This is a genomic window from Rothia kristinae, from assembly GCF_016028855.1.
Lineage (GTDB): Bacteria > Actinomycetota > Actinomycetes > Actinomycetales > Micrococcaceae > Rothia > Rothia kristinae.
Map to the genome: position 1 here is coordinate 899,420 of NZ_CP065738.1, position 15,420 is coordinate 914,839.

Sequence of the window (15,420 nt, forward strand, 5' to 3'; positions counted from 1 at the left end):
CTTTATTCCCGGGTAAAAAAAGTTGATGCGTCAAATGATTCGGCGGTGGTCGCAAGTGCCGACGACGGGCCCGCGGCGTCCGATGACGGGTCCGCGGCGCCCCGGGGAGGGGGAGGGCCGCTCAGGCCGAGCGGGCGTAGCGGCGGCGGAAGTTCGCCAGGATCCGCTGGGGCTGGGTCACCTCGGCCGCGCGCACGGCGTCGAAGCGCTCCTGGGCGTTCTCCGGGTCGTAGTAGCCGTGGTTCGCGTACACGCGCAGCCGGTGCAGCAGGCCCCGCTGATCCAGCTCCGGGTGGAACTGCGTGGCGTACATGTTCGCCCCGATGCGGAACATCTGCACCGGGCAGGCCTCGCCCCCGGCCAGCAGCACCGCCCCCGGCGGCAGCGTGCGCACCGCCTCCTTGTGGCCCACGAAAGCCTGGAACACCGGCTCGACGTCGGCCAGCAGCGGATCCTGCCGACCCTGCGGGGTCACCGTCACCCGGATCGGCCCGGCCTCCTCGGAGAAGGTCCGATCCACCACCGCCCCCTGGTGCAGGCCCAGAGTGCCCACCCCGTAGCAGGCGCCGAAGAACGGGTAGTCCCGGCGGACCACCTCATCCAGCATCCGCCGCAGCTCCGCCTCCACCCGCCGCTGCAGCGCGGACTTGGACTCTTCCGGATCCGAGGAGTTGAACGGGCTGCCGCACAGGATCACCCCGGAATGCGCCTGCAGGATCGCCGGCCAGTCCAGGGCCGGGGGCGCCTGCTGCTCCGACGACGCCAGGGGGCTGTCCGCCTCATCGCCCGGCTCCGGCGCGCCGGTGGCCGGGCGCGGATCCTCCGCGAAGATCCGATCCAGCTGCAGCTGCACCAGCTCACCGGGACCGAAGCCGCCCAGCTCGGCGGTGGAGCGCAGCTCGTCGGCCACCACGGCGTCATCGTCGCGGGTCTGGATCAGCAGGAAGGGCAGCATGGCCCCAGCTTAGCCAGCCGGCGGGAAGAGCGGATTGAGCACCCGACGATGCCGGGCCACCCACCCGTACACCCGGCGGGCCGCCGGGGCGACGGGGCGGGCCAGGATCACCCGGCCGGCCAGCCGATCCGCCCGGTGCGGGGAGGCCAGCAGCGCCCGGGCGATCGCCGCGTGCCCCCAGGCCGCGCGGCCCGGCAGCTCCCACCCCGCGGGCATCGCGCGCACCGCTGCCGCCGGGCGATCCCCCGCAGAGCCATCCGCCGGAAGGGTGCCCGCCGGCGCCGGGCCCTGCGCGTACAGGGCCTCGCGGGTGAAGCGCTCGCGGGCGGCGCCATCCAGCTCCTCGCGCACCTGGGAGAAGGGCAGCACCGTCAGCCCCGCGTCCGCGGCACCCGCTCCGGCGCGTCGGTGCAGGAAGGCCGCCGCCCGGGTGCACGGGCCGCAGGCATCGTCGAAGACGAAGACTCGCATGCGGCCCAGGATAGCCGCGTCCGTCCCACCGCATGCGGTGGTCACGCCGCGAGCTCACCCCAGGGGATGCGACGGTCCCTGCGCCTGACGGGAACCGCTCGGCGCTTCCGGTGCGGCGGCCACCACCGGCAGGGCGCCGGTGCCCACCCCCACCACGACCTCCTCCGGCGGGACGAGCCCGGCCGGCTCATCCTCGGCCTGTCGCGCCACCCGGCGCCGGGTACGCCGCGCCCCCAGGGAGGCGGAGACCGTGGTGCCCATCGAGGCGAGGACCACCAGGGCGATCGCCAGCAGCCGCAGCCCCTCGATGCGCTGGGACAGCAGCAGCCAGCCGAACAGCGCCGCGAACGCCGGCTCCAGGCTCAGCAGGATGCTGAACACCTGGCCGAGCACCCGCCGCAGCGCCGCCAGCTCCAGGGAGTACGGGATCACCGAGGCCAGCAGGGCGGTCAGCAGCGCCAGGCCCAGCAGATGCGGCTCCTGCCCTGCCCGCACCACGCTGCCCGCCCCACCGGCAGCAGGAGCAGACCCGCCACCGTCATCGACGCCGCCAGTCTGCCCGTGCCCGGCACCAGCCGACCCACGTGCCCGCTGGCCAGCACGTACCCGGCCCAGAACAGCCCGGCGATCAGCGCGAAGACCGCCCCGAGGGGATCCAGACCCGCCCCGCCCAGCACGGACTGCACCCCCAGCAGGGCCATCCCGCCCAGGGCCAGACCCACCCATGCGAAGTCCAGTCCCCGCCGGGAGGTCACCGCGGAGAGCACCAGCGGCCCCAGGAACTCCAGGGCCACCGTCACCCCCAGCGGGATGCGGGCGATCGCGGCGTAGAAGAAGCCGTTCATCAGCGCCATCGTCGCCCCGAACAGCACCACGGCCCGCCACTGCCGCCGGTCCCACGCGCGCACGGCCGGGCGGGTGAGCACCAGGAGCACGACGGCGCCGAGCACCAGGCGCAGCGTCGTCACCCCCCAGGAGCCCAGCGGGGCGAACAGCTGGGTGGCCATGGCCGCGCCGAACTGCAGGGAGATGCACGAGCCGATGACCAGCAGGACGCCGGATCCGGCCCGCGTCTGCTGGGCGGGGTGTGCGGTGGTGCTCATCGGCCCGGTCTCCTCTCCTCGGGGGCCCGACGCCGCGGGGCCGGGCACCCCGCGTGGACGCTCGGGTGAGCGTCGTCGGAACCGGGGGCGTCAGCGCGATCGGCGATGTCAGCGGGTGCTGTGCGGGTACGTCGTCTCCGGCTGGCGCAGGGTCTGGGCGGTGCGCAGGGCGGCGCGGATGCGCCCGCGCCGCTCCGGGTAGGTGCCATCGCCCAGATCCGGATCCGGCAGCACCCCGTCCGTGTCGATCAGCCCCACCCGGGCACCATCCTGCTTCAGCCGCAGCATCCCCTCCAGGAGCATCCGCCGCCCGACGTCGTTCAGGCTCGTCACCCGCGTGAGATCGAAGATCACGGCGCCGTGCTCCGGGGGCTGCACGTACTCCAGCTGGGAGAGCACGGATTCCGCACCGGTGAACCCGATGTTCCCCTGCAGCTTGATGATCAGATCCCGGCCCACCTGGCGCACCGAGCGCACCGCGTCGTGCCCATAGGCGTGGACGTTGATCAGGTGCAGGCCCATGTCGTCGGAGAGCTTCCGGAACACCTGCACCCCGCGCACCGAATTGCCCTGCGCATCCAGGCGCGGGGAGAGCACGCCGATGCCCAGCTGCCCCGGCAGCACCCCCAGCACACCCCCGGCCACCCCGGACTTCGCCGGGATCCCGACGTCGGCGAACCACGTCCCCGAGGCGTCGTACATCCCCGCGGAGACCATCACCGCCAGCACCTGCCGGGCCACCTCCGGGGAGCAGACCCGCTCCCCGGTGCTCGGCTGCACCCCGCCGTTGGCCAGCGTGGCACCCATGATCGCCAGGTCCCGGACCGTGACCCGGATGGCGCACTGGGCCACGTACCCGGCCACCACGTTGTGCGCGTGCTCCTCGAACATCCCGTAGTTGCGCAGCATGTGCGCGAGGGCCATGTTGCGGTCCGTGGTCTCCAGCTCGGAGCGGAACACCTCCTCGTCCATCTGCAGCTCCCGCCCGGCCAGCCGGGAGAAGAACTCCACCGTGTGCGCGGCGCGCTCCTCCAGGGAGGCCTCCGGGTTCATCAGCAGACTGTGCACCGCGATCGCCCCGGCGTTGATCATGGGGTTCTTGGGGCGGTTGGTGCCCCGCTCCAGGGACAGCTCGTTGAACGCCTCCCCGGAGGGCTCCACGGAGACCTTGGACATGATCTCCTCCACCCCGCGGTCCGTCAGCGCCGCGGCGTAGGCGAAGGGCTTGGAGATGGACTGGATGGAGAACTCGTGCTCGTCGTCCCCGGCGGAGTAGGTGCGCCCGTCCACGGTGGTCAGGGCGACGCCGAACAGCCCCGGGTCCGCTTTGGCCAGCTCGGGGATGTAGTCCGCGACGGCACCTCCGTCCTTCTCGCGCACGGCATCCAGCAGCTCGGACAGGTACTCGGGCACGGGGGTTCTCATGGGAATCCAGCGTAGTGGGTGCGGCCGCGCCGTCCTCGGCGCGGGTCGTCACGCTGGGTGCAGGATGTCGCGGACCGTCCGCGACATCCTGCACCCAGCGTGCCATCGGGCCTGGACCGGAGCCGGGGCCCGACTGAGCCGGCCCGGCGTCAGCGGGTGGGGTCCAGGACCACCTTGATGCAGCCGTCCCGCTTATCCCGGAACATGTCATAGGCTTCCGGGGCATCGGAGAGGGCCAGGTGGTGGGTGGCCAGCTGCTCCACCCCCAGCACGTCCTCGTCCTGGAAGAGGATCTCGGACAGCTCCTCGGTCCACTGCCGCACGTGGCACTGACCCATCGCCAGGCGGATCCCCTTGTCGAACATCGTCATCATCGGCAGCGGATCGGCGGTGCCGCCGTACACCCCGCTGATGGACACGGTGCCGGAGCGGCGCACGCCGTCGATCGCGCTGAGCAGCGCCGCGGTGCGGTCGATCCCGGCGGTCTCCATGACCTTCTGCCCGACGCCGCCGGGCAGCTTCCCCACGGCCTTCACCACCTGCTCGGCCACCGGGTTCCCGTGGGCCTCCATGCCCACGGCATCCAGCACCGAATCCGCTCCGCGTCCGCCGGTCAGATCCCGGATCGCATCCCCGACCGAATCCACCTCGCGCAGGTCGATGGTCTGCGCGCCCCAGGCCCGGGCCAGCTCCAGCCGCTCATCCACCAGATCCACGGCGATGATCCGCTCCGCGTGGCCCTGCTGGCGTGCCGAGCGCACGGCCAGCTGACCGATCGGCCCGGCGCCGATCACCGCCAGCGTGCCGCCGTCGGGGACGTTCGCCCACGCCACGCCCTGCCACGCGGTGGGCAGGATGTCGGAGAGGTACAGGGCCCGCTCGTCGGCGAAGCCGTGGGGGACCTTCACCGGTCCGAAGTCCGCATGCGGCACCCGCACGTACTCGGCCTGCCCGCCCGGAACCTCCCCGTAGAGCTTGCTGAAGCCGAACAGCGACGCGCCGGTGCCACGTTCGGTGTTCTGGGTGGTCTCGCACTGGGCGTAGAAGCCTCGCGAGCACATCCAGCAGCGCCCGCAGGAGATGTTGAAGGGCACGACGACGCGGTCCCCGACCTGCAGGCCGGTCACCTCCGCGCCGACCTCCTCCACGACGCCCATGAACTCGTGGCCCAGGACGTCTCCGCGGCCCATGTACGGCCCGAGCACCCCGTACAGGTGCAGGTCCGAGCCGCAGATCGCCGTCGAGGTGACCCGAACGATCGCATCGGTGGGATCCCGCAGCTCGGGCATGGGGACCTCGGCGATCTCGACCGATCCGGGACCCTGCCAGGTCAGTGCGCGCATGGTGTTCTCCTCCGTGTGGTTCGGTGGCTCCAGCGGCCTGCGGCGCGGATCCGTGTCCCTCCATTATGCGACCTTCTGAGCCGACGTGTCACCAGGTCAGCGGCCGATTCGACGGGTTCGGCCGCCTCCTCGGACCGCGCTCAGGCCAGCTGGGCTGCGGCCCGACCCATCCGCTCCACGGCCTCGCGCAGCACCGGGCGGGGCATCCCGAAGTTCAGGCGCACGTGCCCGCCCAGGCCCTGCCCGCACTGGGCGCCGTCGGTCAGGCTCACCGCGGCCCGCTCCAGGAAGAACTCCTGCGGACACCCCGGGATGCCCAGCGCGGAGACATCCAGCCAGGCCAGGAAGGTCGCCTGCGGCGGGATCCACCCCACCCCCGGCAGGTGCTGGGTCAGCAGATCCCCCAGCTCATCCCGATTGCCCTCCAGGTAGTCCCGGGTCTCCCGGGCCCAGACGCGGGCCTCGCGGTAGGCCGCCGTCGTCGCCAGCATCCCCGGGTTCGACGCCGACTTGGAGACGAACTCCCCGCGCTCGGCCCAGCGGGCGGCGTCGGCCTCGTCGGAGAAGAGCAGCTGGGCGCAGCGCAGCCCCGGGATGTTGAAGGCCTTCGACGCCGCGGTGGCCGTGACCGTGTGGCCCGCGGCCGCGGCCCCCGTGGAGGCGTAGGGAACGTGGCGGGCACCGGAGTAGACCACGGGGGCGTGGATCTCATCGGAGAAGACCCACCCGTCATGGGCCTGCACGACCCGGGCGATCTGGGCCATCTCCTCCCGGGTGTGGACCTTGCCCGTCGGATTGTGCGGATTGCACAGGATCAGCACCGGACCCCGATGGCGCGGTCCCTCCCCGGCCGTGGACCGCGAGGCCGCGTCCCCGGATGCCGCGGCCGCGGCGAGCTCGGCGTCGGCCGCCGCGAAGGCCGTCTCCAGATCCGCCGGATCCAGCCGCCAGGGGGTGCTCGCCTCGGGATCCCGGCGCATCGGCACCTCGATGATCCGGCGCTCGTGCAGCCCAGGGACCCGCAGGAACGGCATGTACGCCGGGGTCGGCAGGATCACCGGGGCCCCGGGGGCGGTGAACACGTCCAGGAAGGCCGCGAACCCCGCGATCACATCCGGCAGGGGCGCGACCTGCCGGGCGGGGACGCGCCAGCCGTGCTCCTGCGCGTACAGCTCGGCCGTGGCCTCCTGCAGCTCCCGCACCATCCACGCGGGGGCGTAGCCGAACAGGTCCCGCTCATCCAGGTCCCGCAGGGCCGCGCGGATCGGCTCGGCCACCCCGAAGTCCGTCTCCGCGATGAACGCCCCGATCACCCCCTCGCCCTGGGACCACTTGATCCCGGACTTGCCCACCAGGGATTCCACGGTGATCTGGTCATAGGGGTGCACACAGGTCTCCTGGTCTCTCGCTCGTCCTCGCCTCGAGGGCTCATGCTCCCCTCAGACAACTGCGCCCACCCGCGGAATGCAACCGGTGACCCCGCCCGGCACCGCGCGGCGTCATACGGGGACTTCGAGGGGTGGGAATAGCCGGGCATGCGGGGTGGTTCCACGGCACAGTCCGCATCCCCGAGGGAAGAAGCACGCCCGTGACCACCCTGTTCGATCCGCTGCAGGCCGGTGCCCTGCACCTGCGCAACCGCATCACCATGGCCGCCCTGACCCGCCAGCGTGCCGGGGAGGACGGCGTGCCCACGGACCTGCACGCGCGCTACTACGCCCAGCGCGCCTCCGCCGGCCTGGTGGTCACCGAGGGCACCTTCACCGCCTTCACCAACCGGGCCTTCCCCGGCCAGGCCGGCATCGCCGACGACGCCCAGACCACCGGCTGGGCGAAGGTCGCCGAGGCGGTGCACGCCGAGGGCGGCACCCTGGTGCTGCAGCTGATGCACGGCGGGCGCATGTCCCACCCGGATCTGCTGCGCGGCGCCCAGCCCGAGGCGCCGAGCGCCATCGCCTCCGGCACCGGCGTGCACACCTTCGCCGGCAAGGCCGAGGCCCCCGTGCCCCGCGCCCTGGGCACCGAGGAGGTCCCCCGCATCGTCGAGGAGTTCCGGGCTGCCGCCCGCCGGGCCGTGGACGCCGGGGCGGACGGCGTCGAGCTGCACGGGGCCAACGGGTACCTCCTGCACGAGTTCCTCAGCCCCTCGGCCAACCACCGCGAGGACGCCTGGGGAGGCTCCCCGGCCGCCCGGGCGCGCCTGACGGTGGAGGCGGTGCGCGGCGTCGCCGAGGAGATCGGCGGGGATCGGGTGGGTCTGCGCATCTCCCCGGAGCACAACGTGCAGGGCACCCTGGAGCGGGATCGGCAGGATGTGCTGGCCACCTACGATGCGCTGCTGGACGGCATCGCCGAGGCCCACCCGGCCTATCTCTCGGTGCTGCACCGGGAGATCGACGGGGACCTGGTGGCGCACCTGCGCGGGCGCTTCCCCGGCGCGTTCCTGCTGAACTCCGGGTTCGCAGAAGTCACCGAGCTGCCCGAGGCGCGGCGCATCGTGGCCGAGGATCTCGCCGATGCCGCGGTGGTGGGGCGGGAGCTGATCGCCAATCCGGATCTGGTACGCCGCTGGCGGGAGGGACTGGAGCTGAACACCCCGGACCCGTCCACCTTCTACGCCCCCGGCCCGCACGGGTACACGGACTACCCCTTCGCCGGCGAGGGGGCTCAGGCCGGCTGAACCTCCGTCGCCGATGACGCGCTGGGTGCAGGATGTCTACGGACCGTCCGCGACATCCTGCACCCAGCGTGACGAGGGCGGTGCGCCGGCCGGCGCGTGCTGGGTCAGAGGGTGGCCACGGACCCGGAGTCCACGCGGTAGTTGGACCCGTTGACGAAGGACGCCAGGTCCGAGCACAGGAACGCGATCACGGGGGCCACCTCCTCCGGGGTGCCGCGGCGCTTGAGCTCCATGTGCGGGCGCTGCTCGTCCAGGAAGGATTCGATCGCCTCGTCGAAGGAGACGCCCAGCTGCTCCGAGCGCCGCCGCATCATCGCGTCCGTCATCGGCGTGCGGATGAAGGCCGGGGAGACGGCGTTGACCAGCAGCCCCTCCCGCGCATACGTGCGGGACAGGCCCTTGGCCAGCGCCAGGATCCCGGCCTTCGCCGCGCAGTAGGGCAGCTCGTCGTCGTAGGGCTGCACGGCGTCCTCCGAGGCCAGCAGCACCAGCCGGCCCCAGCCGCCCTCGCGCAGATCCGGCAGGAACTCCCGGATCAGGCGCACCGGGCCCAGCAGATCCACCTCGAGGGTGTCGGTCCACCCGGCGTCGTCGATCTCGTGGAAGTACCCCTGGGCGCCGGTGATCCCGGCGGACTGCACCAGGATGTCGATGCTCCCGGCGGCCTCGCGCACCTGCTCGTGCAGACGGCGCAGGTCCTGCTGGCTGGTGATGTCCGCGGGGAAGGCGTGCAGGCGGCCCTCCGGGGCCTCCAGCCGCTGGGCGGCCTCGGCCAGCTTCTCCTCATCCCGATCCGAGATGACGACGACGGCCCCCTCCGCCAGCAGCCGCTGGGCGGTGTGCCAGCCGATCCCGGAGTCCCCTCCGGTGATCAGCGCGATCTTGCCCACGATGCCCAGGTCCATGGTCTCAAAGCCTTCCGATGACGGTGGTGTACCCCACCAGTCTCTCCCGGGCAGTGGGTGCTGACCAGGGGTTTCGCTCTCAGAGGCGGTCTCCTCCCCGGGGGGTGGCGCCGGCTGCGACGGTTCAGTCCCGGGTGGTCTCCAGCTTCTCGTCCGCTCCGCCGAGGGTGCGCCAGGCCATCACCGCGGCGGCGAGCATCAGCACCACCCCGATCAGGCTGGTGATCAGCACCCCCGAGTCGAAGGCGCGCCGGGCCGAGTCAAGCAGGGCCTCCCCGAGCTGTCCGGGCAGGGTCCCGGCGGTGTCCACCGCCCCGCCGAGGGTCTCCCGGGAAGCCTCCCGGGCGTCGTCGGGAACCCCGGCCGGGATCTCCAGGTGCAACCGGTACGCGAAGTTCAGCACCGATCCCAGCACCGCCGTGCCCAGCACGGAGCCGGTCTCGTACGCGGTCTCCGAGATCGCCGAGGCCGCCCCGGCCTTCTGCGCCGGCACCGCGGCCAGGATCATGTCGTTGGCGATGGTCTCCGCGAAGCCGATGCCCGCGCCCAGCACCGCGAAGGCCGCGATCAGCCCGACGTCGGAGCCCTGCGGACCCGCCCAGGCCGCCAGCGCGAAGCCCGCCGCGTTGAGCAGCAGCCCGCCGGTGACCACCCGGGAGGGCCGCCACCGCTTCACCAGGCGCACCACCACCAGGCCCGCGACGATCGTGATCGCCAGGCCCGGCAGCAGCAGGAAGCCGGCCCGCATGGGGGAGTAGCCGCTGACCAGCTGCAGGTGCTGGGAGATGTAGTACAGGAACCCCACCAGGGAGAACACGCTGAACAGGTTGGACAGGATGGCCCCGGTGAACACGGGGTTGCGGAACAGCCGCACGTCCAGCATCGGCTCGGGACGGCGCAGCTGGCGCCGGACGAAGGCGAAGCCGGCCGCGAGCGCCACCGCCGCCGGAACCAGGGCCTGCCAACCCGGACCCTCGGTGGCGAAGGTCTTGATGCCGTAGATCAGCGGCGTCATGGTGGCCAGGGCCAGCAGGATGCTCCACGGATCCACCGGGCCGGGGTGGGGATCCCGGGACTCCGGGACGAGGATCGGGCCCAGGGCCAGCAGCGGCAGCATCACCGGCACCGCGAGCAGGAACACCGAGCCCCACGTGAAGTGCTCCAGCAGGAAGCCGCCGACGATGGGCCCCAGCGCCGCCCCGCCGGAGAAGCCGGCCGCCCAGATGGCGATGGCCAGGCGACGCTCGTGGGGGTTGGGGAAGATGTTGCGGATCAGGGAGAGGGTGGCCGGCATGAGCATGGCCCCGAAGAAGCCCATCGCGGCCCGCGCGGCGACCAGCCAGCCCGCCGACGGCGCGAAGGCGGCCGCCGCGGAGAGCGCGGTGAACCCGGTGGCCCCGATCAGCAGGAGCCGACGCCGACCGATCCGGTCCCCCAGGGAGCCCATCGGCACCAGCAGCCCCGCCAGGACCAGCGGGTAGACGTCCACGATCCACAGCAGCTGGTTGCCGCTGGGGCGCAGCGCCTCGGAGATCGCGGGCAGGGCGAAGGAGAGCACGGTGTTGTCCACCGCGACCAGCAGCACCGGGAGCATGAGCACGCTCAGCGCGGCCCAGCGGCGTCGTGCGCTGGCGGGGTGCGGGGGCTGGGCGGCGGTGCGGTGCTGCCCGGTGGTGGGGGTGATGCGGGGCAGGGGCGCGGTGTACACGGGTCCTCCTCACGGTGCTGCTCGGGTCTCCCCTCGCCGAGTCGTCACGGGCGTGGCTTCCGGATGGTTCAGAGGCCACGGGAGTGACGGTTCGGGGAGGGGCGGGGTCGATCGTCCGCCTACTGTACCGTCTGGACGGTTCAGCGCGCCAGGGGCTAGGGTCGTGACCATGAGCTCACGGGACCGCATCCTCGACGCCTACGAATCCCTCCTCATCGAAGGAGGAGAGCGCGCGGCCACGCTGAACGCCGTCGTCGAACGCGCCGGGCTGTCCAAGGGCGGCCTGCTGTACCACTTCAAGGACAAGGACGCCCTGGTCCAGGGGCAGCTGGAGCGGCTGCGGGAGATGATCCGGGAAGACCTGCACACCATGCGCACCTGCCCCGAGGGCGCCTCCGTGCACTACGTGCGCTCCTCCGCCTACGAGGACGCCCCCCTGGATCGGTCCATGGTCGCCGCCGCCCAGCTGAGCCAGGACTCCCACCCCGCGGTGCGCGAGCTGCTGGAATCCATCCACCGGGACTGGTACGCGCTGATCCTCGAGGAGGTGGGGGATCCGGGCAGGGCCCGGGCGATCCTGCTGATCGGGGACGGGCTGTACTACGACGCCGGACTGTCCGTGGCCGTGCAGACCACCGGGGAGGACCTCGAGCGGGTGCTCGAGGTGGTCCGGGGTCTCGTCAGGGGGTGAGCGGCGTCGTCATTAGGATGGGCGGCATGAGTCTGCCGCCGGATCTGGGTCACCTGGTGTGGAGGGAGCTGGGGATCGAACCCTGGCGGATCCCCGTGGTCATCGCCGCAGCCGTGGGCATCTACCTGTGCTTCGTGCTGCTGGTGCGGGTCTTCGGAGTGCGGCTGCTGTCCAGCTGGAACGGCCTGGACGCGCTGATCATCATCATGTTCGGGGCGGTGGCCGGGCGCGTGATCCTCGGCAACCACCCGACCCTCGGCGCCGGCATCGTCGGGCTGGGGACCCTGATCTTCCTGGAGATCCTCTTCGGCACCCTGCAGCGGGTGAGCGCCACCCGGCGGCTGCGCCACCAGCCCCTGGCCCTCATGGCCCACGGCGAATTCCTGGAGCGATCGCTGCGCCGCGCCCACCTGACGCACCGGGAGATCTGCGCGGCCCTGCGGGCGGCCGGCATCACCCGGCTGGACCAGGTGCGCGGGGTCATCCTGGAGGACACCGGGCACCTGAGCATCCTGCGCACCGGGACGGAGCCGGACCCCGCGCTGCTGGACGGCGTGCGCGGTGCGGAGCTGATCCTCGCACCCGCCGCCCGGGACCGGGACGACGACGGCGCCTCGCGCTGACAGCGGAACCGGGCCGGGCGGCGTCGTGCCCGGCCCGAGACCGGGCCTAGTGTGGAGCTCGACCACCGGAAACGTCCCGAGGAGGATCCCATGGAACCGAAGTACACCACCGAAGCGCTGTCCACCGGCGAAGCCCGCAACGGCCACGTCTCCGTCAAGGACGCCGACCTCGAGCTGGACCTGGCCACCCCGAAGTCCATGGGCGGGTCCGGGAACGGGTACAACCCCGAGCAGCTGTTCGCCGCCGGGTACGCCGCCTGCTTCCACTCCGCCCTGAAGATGGTCGCCCGCCAGGCGAAGGTGGACACCTCCGACTCCGCCGTCGGCGCCAAGGTCAGCATCGGGGACAACGGGAAGGGCGGATTCGGCCTGGCCGTGGCCCTGGAGGTCGTGCTGCCGCACCTGGAGCACGACGTCGCCCAGCAGCTGGCGGACCAGGCCCACCAGGTCTGCCCCTACTCCAACGCGACCCGCGGCAACATCGAGGTCACCGTCAGCGTCGTCGAGGACTGACCCCGGCCCGACGCCCGCGCCCGGGACTCACCCCCGGTGGGTCCCGGGCGCGGCGTCCTGCGAGCCCTCCCCGCTCTCCTCCGTCAGGCGGCGCTGGCGCTCGCGCTGCCCGTGGGTCAGGCGCCGCAGATCCGTCTGCGAGTCGAAGCTGGAGCCCAGAGCCCCGGCCACCACCCCCATGGCCGCGCTCATCCACGCGATGTCCAGGTAGTTGGTGAACCCGACCTCCCCGGTGCCGAGGGTCGCGGCCATGAACTCCGGGTCGATCACCACCAGCCCCGCCAGCAGGATCAGCACCACCAGCCCCGCGTAGAGCACCAGCACGCACAGCAGCAGCGTCAGCACGGTGGAGGCGTTGTAGAGGCCGACGACGGTGCCCAGCCGCTCCTTCGCCGGGCGATCCCACAGGCGGTTGCTCACCAGCAGCCATCCCGTCATCAGCACCACCGCCAGCACCCCGATGCTCAGCAGCCGGGCCGTGCTCAGCGCGTCGGACATCTGCCAGATGGAGCTGTAGAACACCCCGAACGCCCCCACACCGGCCGCCGCCGCCATCGCGCTGGACAGCTTCGGGGCGGTGCTCCAGGGGTCGTTGGCCGCGACCATCCCCAACACGGTGCGCGGCACCCCCGTGATCGTGTGGGCGAACAGGCTCAGGTGCCCCGTGGCAGGGTGGCGCTTCCACCGGTTCCAGTGCTGGCTTCCCCGGTCCTCCTTCGCATCCAGCAGCCGGGCCGCGCAGGCGAGGATGGTGCGCACCAGGCGGCGTCGGGGGAAGAGCACCCCCAGGGTGGGGCAGGAGACGACGGCGACGCGCTGGTCCGCGAAGGTCTCCGCGACCAGCGGGTGCCCGCCGGCGTGCCGCGGCATCTCCGTGAGCAGGATGGTCGCATCCACGGTGCGGTCATCCGGGGCCAGATCCGCGGCGACGCCGAGGTCGATGGTGTCATCCGGGCGCACCCGCACGGTTCCGGTGCGGGTCAGCAGGCGGGCCCCACCCGGCGTCGTCGTCTCCAGCCGCCGGACCAGATCATCCTGGATCCGGCGCAGCCGGCGGGTGGGCAGACCGGGGTCGGCGATGATCAGCAGCGTCGCGGGGGAGTCTGCGGTGCGGCGGGAGGAGGTCATCGGGAGAGTCTACGGGAGGACCCGCGCCGTCCCATCCTCCCGCGACGCTTAGGATGGTGGTCCATGCTCCCCATGATCGCGCGGCTGCTCGCGCTCGGTGCGGCCGTGCTCGTGCTGATCTCCCTGGCCCAGGGCTGGGCCCCCACCCGCTGGATGCGCACCTTCTGGCAGCGGCACGGCGGATACCTGCGGTGGTACGTGGCCAGTGCCCCCGGAACCTGCATCTACGTGGGGATCCTTGCGGTGACCACCTGGGTGCTGCTGGGGATGCCGGAGCATGCCAAGGAGCTGTTCCTCGCCGCGCAGTCCACCAACCTGGAGCACCTCACCCGCGACCCCCTGCGGGTCCTGGTGCGCAGCGCGTTCTTCGTCTCCGGGACGGAGCTGCTGCTGTGGGGCGCGCTGTTCCTGGTGTTCCTCGCTCCGGCGGAGCGGTGGCTGGGCACAGGGCGGGCCGTCGTCGTCTTCGCGACCGGGCACATCGTGGCCACCCTGCTCACCGCGTGGGGCGTCTACGTGCGGATCCGCTGGTTCCACGGGCCGGAGTCCCTGTGGAACGTGCAGGACACCGGCGCCAGCTACGGGTTCATGGCCCTGGCCGGGATCATGGTCTACCGGCTGCGCGGATGGAACCGGGCGGCGCTGCTGACGGTGCTGCTCGGCGTAGTGGTCTACGGGTTCCTGCCGGGCACCGGATTCACGGCCACCGGTCACTCCTTCGCGGTGATGGTGGGGCTGAGCCTGTACCCGCTGACCCGCCGCCCAGAGGTCCGCACCCGCGTGCACGACGGCGAGGACTTCGCGGACCTGTGCCGACGCTCCACCGCCGACGGCCGCACCTTCGTCCTGGAGCCCTACCCGCGCCGCTGACCCCCCCTGTGTGGGGCGCTGCGGATCAGGCGAGCAGGCGGCGGATCCACTCCGCTGCGGTGGGCACCACGGTCTCGGTGGCCTCCTGCACGGCCTGCGGGGAGTACGGGAAGGACGCCGAGTGGTCCGCCCAGGCGTGCATGCCCAGGTCATTCCACGAATCCCCGATCGAGTACGTCTCGTAGCGACCACCCAGGTGGTGCTCGTCCAGCCATGCCAGACCCGTGCCCTTGTGCGTATCCGGCGGCACCAGGTCCAGGAAGGTCTGGTTGCGGTGGCAGTCCATGACCCCGACGTAGCGGGCGGACAGCTCCTCGTGCAGCGGGTCGATCTTCTCCGGGTCCGTCACCCACAGCGGCACGCCGACGAACTCATGCTCCGGGATCTGCGCGGCGTCCATCTCCACGAAGTGCGGCAGGATCTCCGTGCTGGCCCGGCCGGTGCGGTTGGAGAAGCGCACGTCGTCGGTGTCCAGGGTGGTGCCGTACACGGCGACGCCGGATTCCCCCGACATCCGCTGCACCACCTCCTGGACCACCTCACCCGGCAGCGTCCTGGCGCGCAGCACCCGAAGATCCGCGTCCGTGATGACGGCGCCCGTGTACGTCACGCAGTAGTCGAAGCGCAGGCCCGTGCCCTCCAGCGCGTGACGGGTGGAGGCGATGGACTTGCCCGTGGCGCACACCGCGAGGTTCCCGGCCTCCTGCCAGGCGCGGATCGCGTCGATGCTCTCCTGTGCGATCCGCAGATCGAAGATCAGGGTGCCGTCCAGATCGAAGGCCATCAGCTGGGGTGCCACGAAGCCGTCCTTTGCGCGCGGGGAGGATGTCCGCTTCCAGGCTAGCCGCCGCCCACGCGGGGGTCCCGCCAGCTGCAGGTCCGGGCGGAAGGAGCGGAACAGCTAGCCGCCGCCCACGCGGGGGTCCCGCCGCGCCACCCGGGCAGCGGAGCGGGTTCGGCCGAAGCGCTTTGGGAGCCGCGCGGTGTCTCGGGAGCACTGCGGGG

At 72.2% G+C, this 15,420-nt stretch carries 16 protein-coding genes; 5 read left to right on the top strand and 11 right to left on the bottom strand.

The annotated features are described in order from the left end of the window. Positions 1-121: 121 nt before the first annotated feature. From I6G21_RS04080 to I6G21_RS04105, 7 genes are all read right to left on the bottom strand, one after another. On the bottom strand, positions 122-955 hold the full coding sequence (locus I6G21_RS04080; RefSeq protein ID WP_058731401.1) for a glutamine amidotransferase: 834 nt from the start codon (positions 953-955) through the stop codon (positions 122-124). Between the two features lie 9 nt (positions 956-964). After that, the gene (locus I6G21_RS04085) at positions 965-1,426 is read right to left on the bottom strand and encodes a thiol-disulfide oxidoreductase DCC family protein (RefSeq protein WP_058743537.1); all 462 of its coding nucleotides are present in this window, start codon (positions 1,424-1,426) and stop codon (positions 965-967) included. 54 nt (positions 1,427-1,480) lie between these two features. Next, positions 1,481-1,924 (bottom strand): EamA family transporter, encoded by a 444-nt coding sequence (locus tag I6G21_RS10650; protein ID WP_064725045.1) that lies wholly within the window; start codon positions 1,922-1,924, stop codon positions 1,481-1,483. Next, positions 1,876-2,529 carry an EamA family transporter gene (locus tag I6G21_RS10655; RefSeq protein ID WP_064725044.1) on the bottom strand — a complete coding sequence of 218 codons (654 nt, stop codon included), beginning with the start codon at positions 2,527-2,529 and terminating at the stop codon, positions 1,876-1,878. The genes I6G21_RS10650 and I6G21_RS10655 overlap by 49 nt, the downstream gene beginning before the upstream one ends. A 108-nt stretch (positions 2,530-2,637) precedes the next feature. Next, positions 2,638-3,954, bottom strand: a complete 1,317-nt coding sequence (locus I6G21_RS04095) for a glutaminase (RefSeq protein ID WP_081101456.1) — start codon at positions 3,952-3,954, stop codon at positions 2,638-2,640. Positions 3,955-4,103: 149 nt separating this feature from the next. After that, positions 4,104-5,297, bottom strand: coding sequence for a zinc-dependent alcohol dehydrogenase (locus tag I6G21_RS04100; RefSeq protein WP_058731499.1), 1,194 nt, complete (start codon positions 5,295-5,297; stop codon positions 4,104-4,106). Between the two features lie 140 nt (positions 5,298-5,437). Beyond that, on the bottom strand, positions 5,438-6,685 hold the full coding sequence (locus tag I6G21_RS04105) for a MalY/PatB family protein (protein ID WP_129358043.1): 1,248 nt from the start codon (positions 6,683-6,685) through the stop codon (positions 5,438-5,440). Between the two features lie 200 nt (positions 6,686-6,885). On the opposite strand from I6G21_RS04105, the gene I6G21_RS04110 reads away from it, so the two are divergent. Next, positions 6,886-7,977, top strand: a complete 1,092-nt coding sequence (locus I6G21_RS04110) for an alkene reductase (protein ID WP_058731501.1) — start codon at positions 6,886-6,888, stop codon at positions 7,975-7,977. A gap of 104 nt (positions 7,978-8,081) precedes the next feature. On the opposite strand, the gene I6G21_RS04115 is transcribed toward I6G21_RS04110, so the two are convergent. Continuing rightward, the gene (locus tag I6G21_RS04115; RefSeq protein WP_129358044.1) at positions 8,082-8,882 is read right to left on the bottom strand and encodes an SDR family NAD(P)-dependent oxidoreductase; all 801 of its coding nucleotides are present in this window, start codon (positions 8,880-8,882) and stop codon (positions 8,082-8,084) included. Positions 8,883-9,006: 124 nt separating this feature from the next. Then, a complete protein-coding gene (locus I6G21_RS04120; protein ID WP_408015185.1) occupies positions 9,007-10,566 on the bottom strand; it encodes an MFS transporter in 1,560 nt (519 codons plus the stop codon). A gap of 193 nt (positions 10,567-10,759) precedes the next feature. On the opposite strand from I6G21_RS04120, the gene I6G21_RS04125 reads away from it, so the two are divergent. From I6G21_RS04125 to I6G21_RS04135, 3 genes are all read left to right on the top strand, one after another. Continuing rightward, positions 10,760-11,281: a TetR/AcrR family transcriptional regulator gene (locus I6G21_RS04125; RefSeq protein ID WP_165870009.1), complete on the top strand. Its 522-nt coding sequence runs from the start codon at positions 10,760-10,762 to the stop codon at positions 11,279-11,281. A gap of 26 nt (positions 11,282-11,307) precedes the next feature. Further along, positions 11,308-11,904: a DUF421 domain-containing protein gene (locus I6G21_RS04130; protein ID WP_061225127.1), complete on the top strand. Its 597-nt coding sequence runs from the start codon at positions 11,308-11,310 to the stop codon at positions 11,902-11,904. 90 nt (positions 11,905-11,994) lie between these two features. After that, entirely contained in the window at positions 11,995-12,417 is a 423-nt protein-coding gene (locus I6G21_RS04135) for an organic hydroperoxide resistance protein (RefSeq protein ID WP_129358046.1), read from the top strand. 27 nt (positions 12,418-12,444) lie between these two features. Here the strand turns inward: I6G21_RS04135 and I6G21_RS04140 are convergent, their stop codons facing one another. After that, the gene (locus tag I6G21_RS04140; protein ID WP_061225126.1) at positions 12,445-13,545 is read right to left on the bottom strand and encodes a hypothetical protein; all 1,101 of its coding nucleotides are present in this window, start codon (positions 13,543-13,545) and stop codon (positions 12,445-12,447) included. Between the two features lie 63 nt (positions 13,546-13,608). Between I6G21_RS04140 and I6G21_RS04145 the strand changes: the two genes are divergently transcribed. Next, entirely contained in the window at positions 13,609-14,415 is an 807-nt protein-coding gene (locus I6G21_RS04145) for a rhomboid-like protein (RefSeq protein ID WP_058730412.1), read from the top strand. Positions 14,416-14,440: 25 nt separating this feature from the next. On the opposite strand, the gene I6G21_RS04150 is transcribed toward I6G21_RS04145, so the two are convergent. Next, positions 14,441-15,214: an HAD-IIB family hydrolase gene (locus I6G21_RS04150; protein WP_232238539.1), complete on the bottom strand. Its 774-nt coding sequence runs from the start codon at positions 15,212-15,214 to the stop codon at positions 14,441-14,443. Between the last annotated feature and the right edge of the window lie 206 nt (positions 15,215-15,420).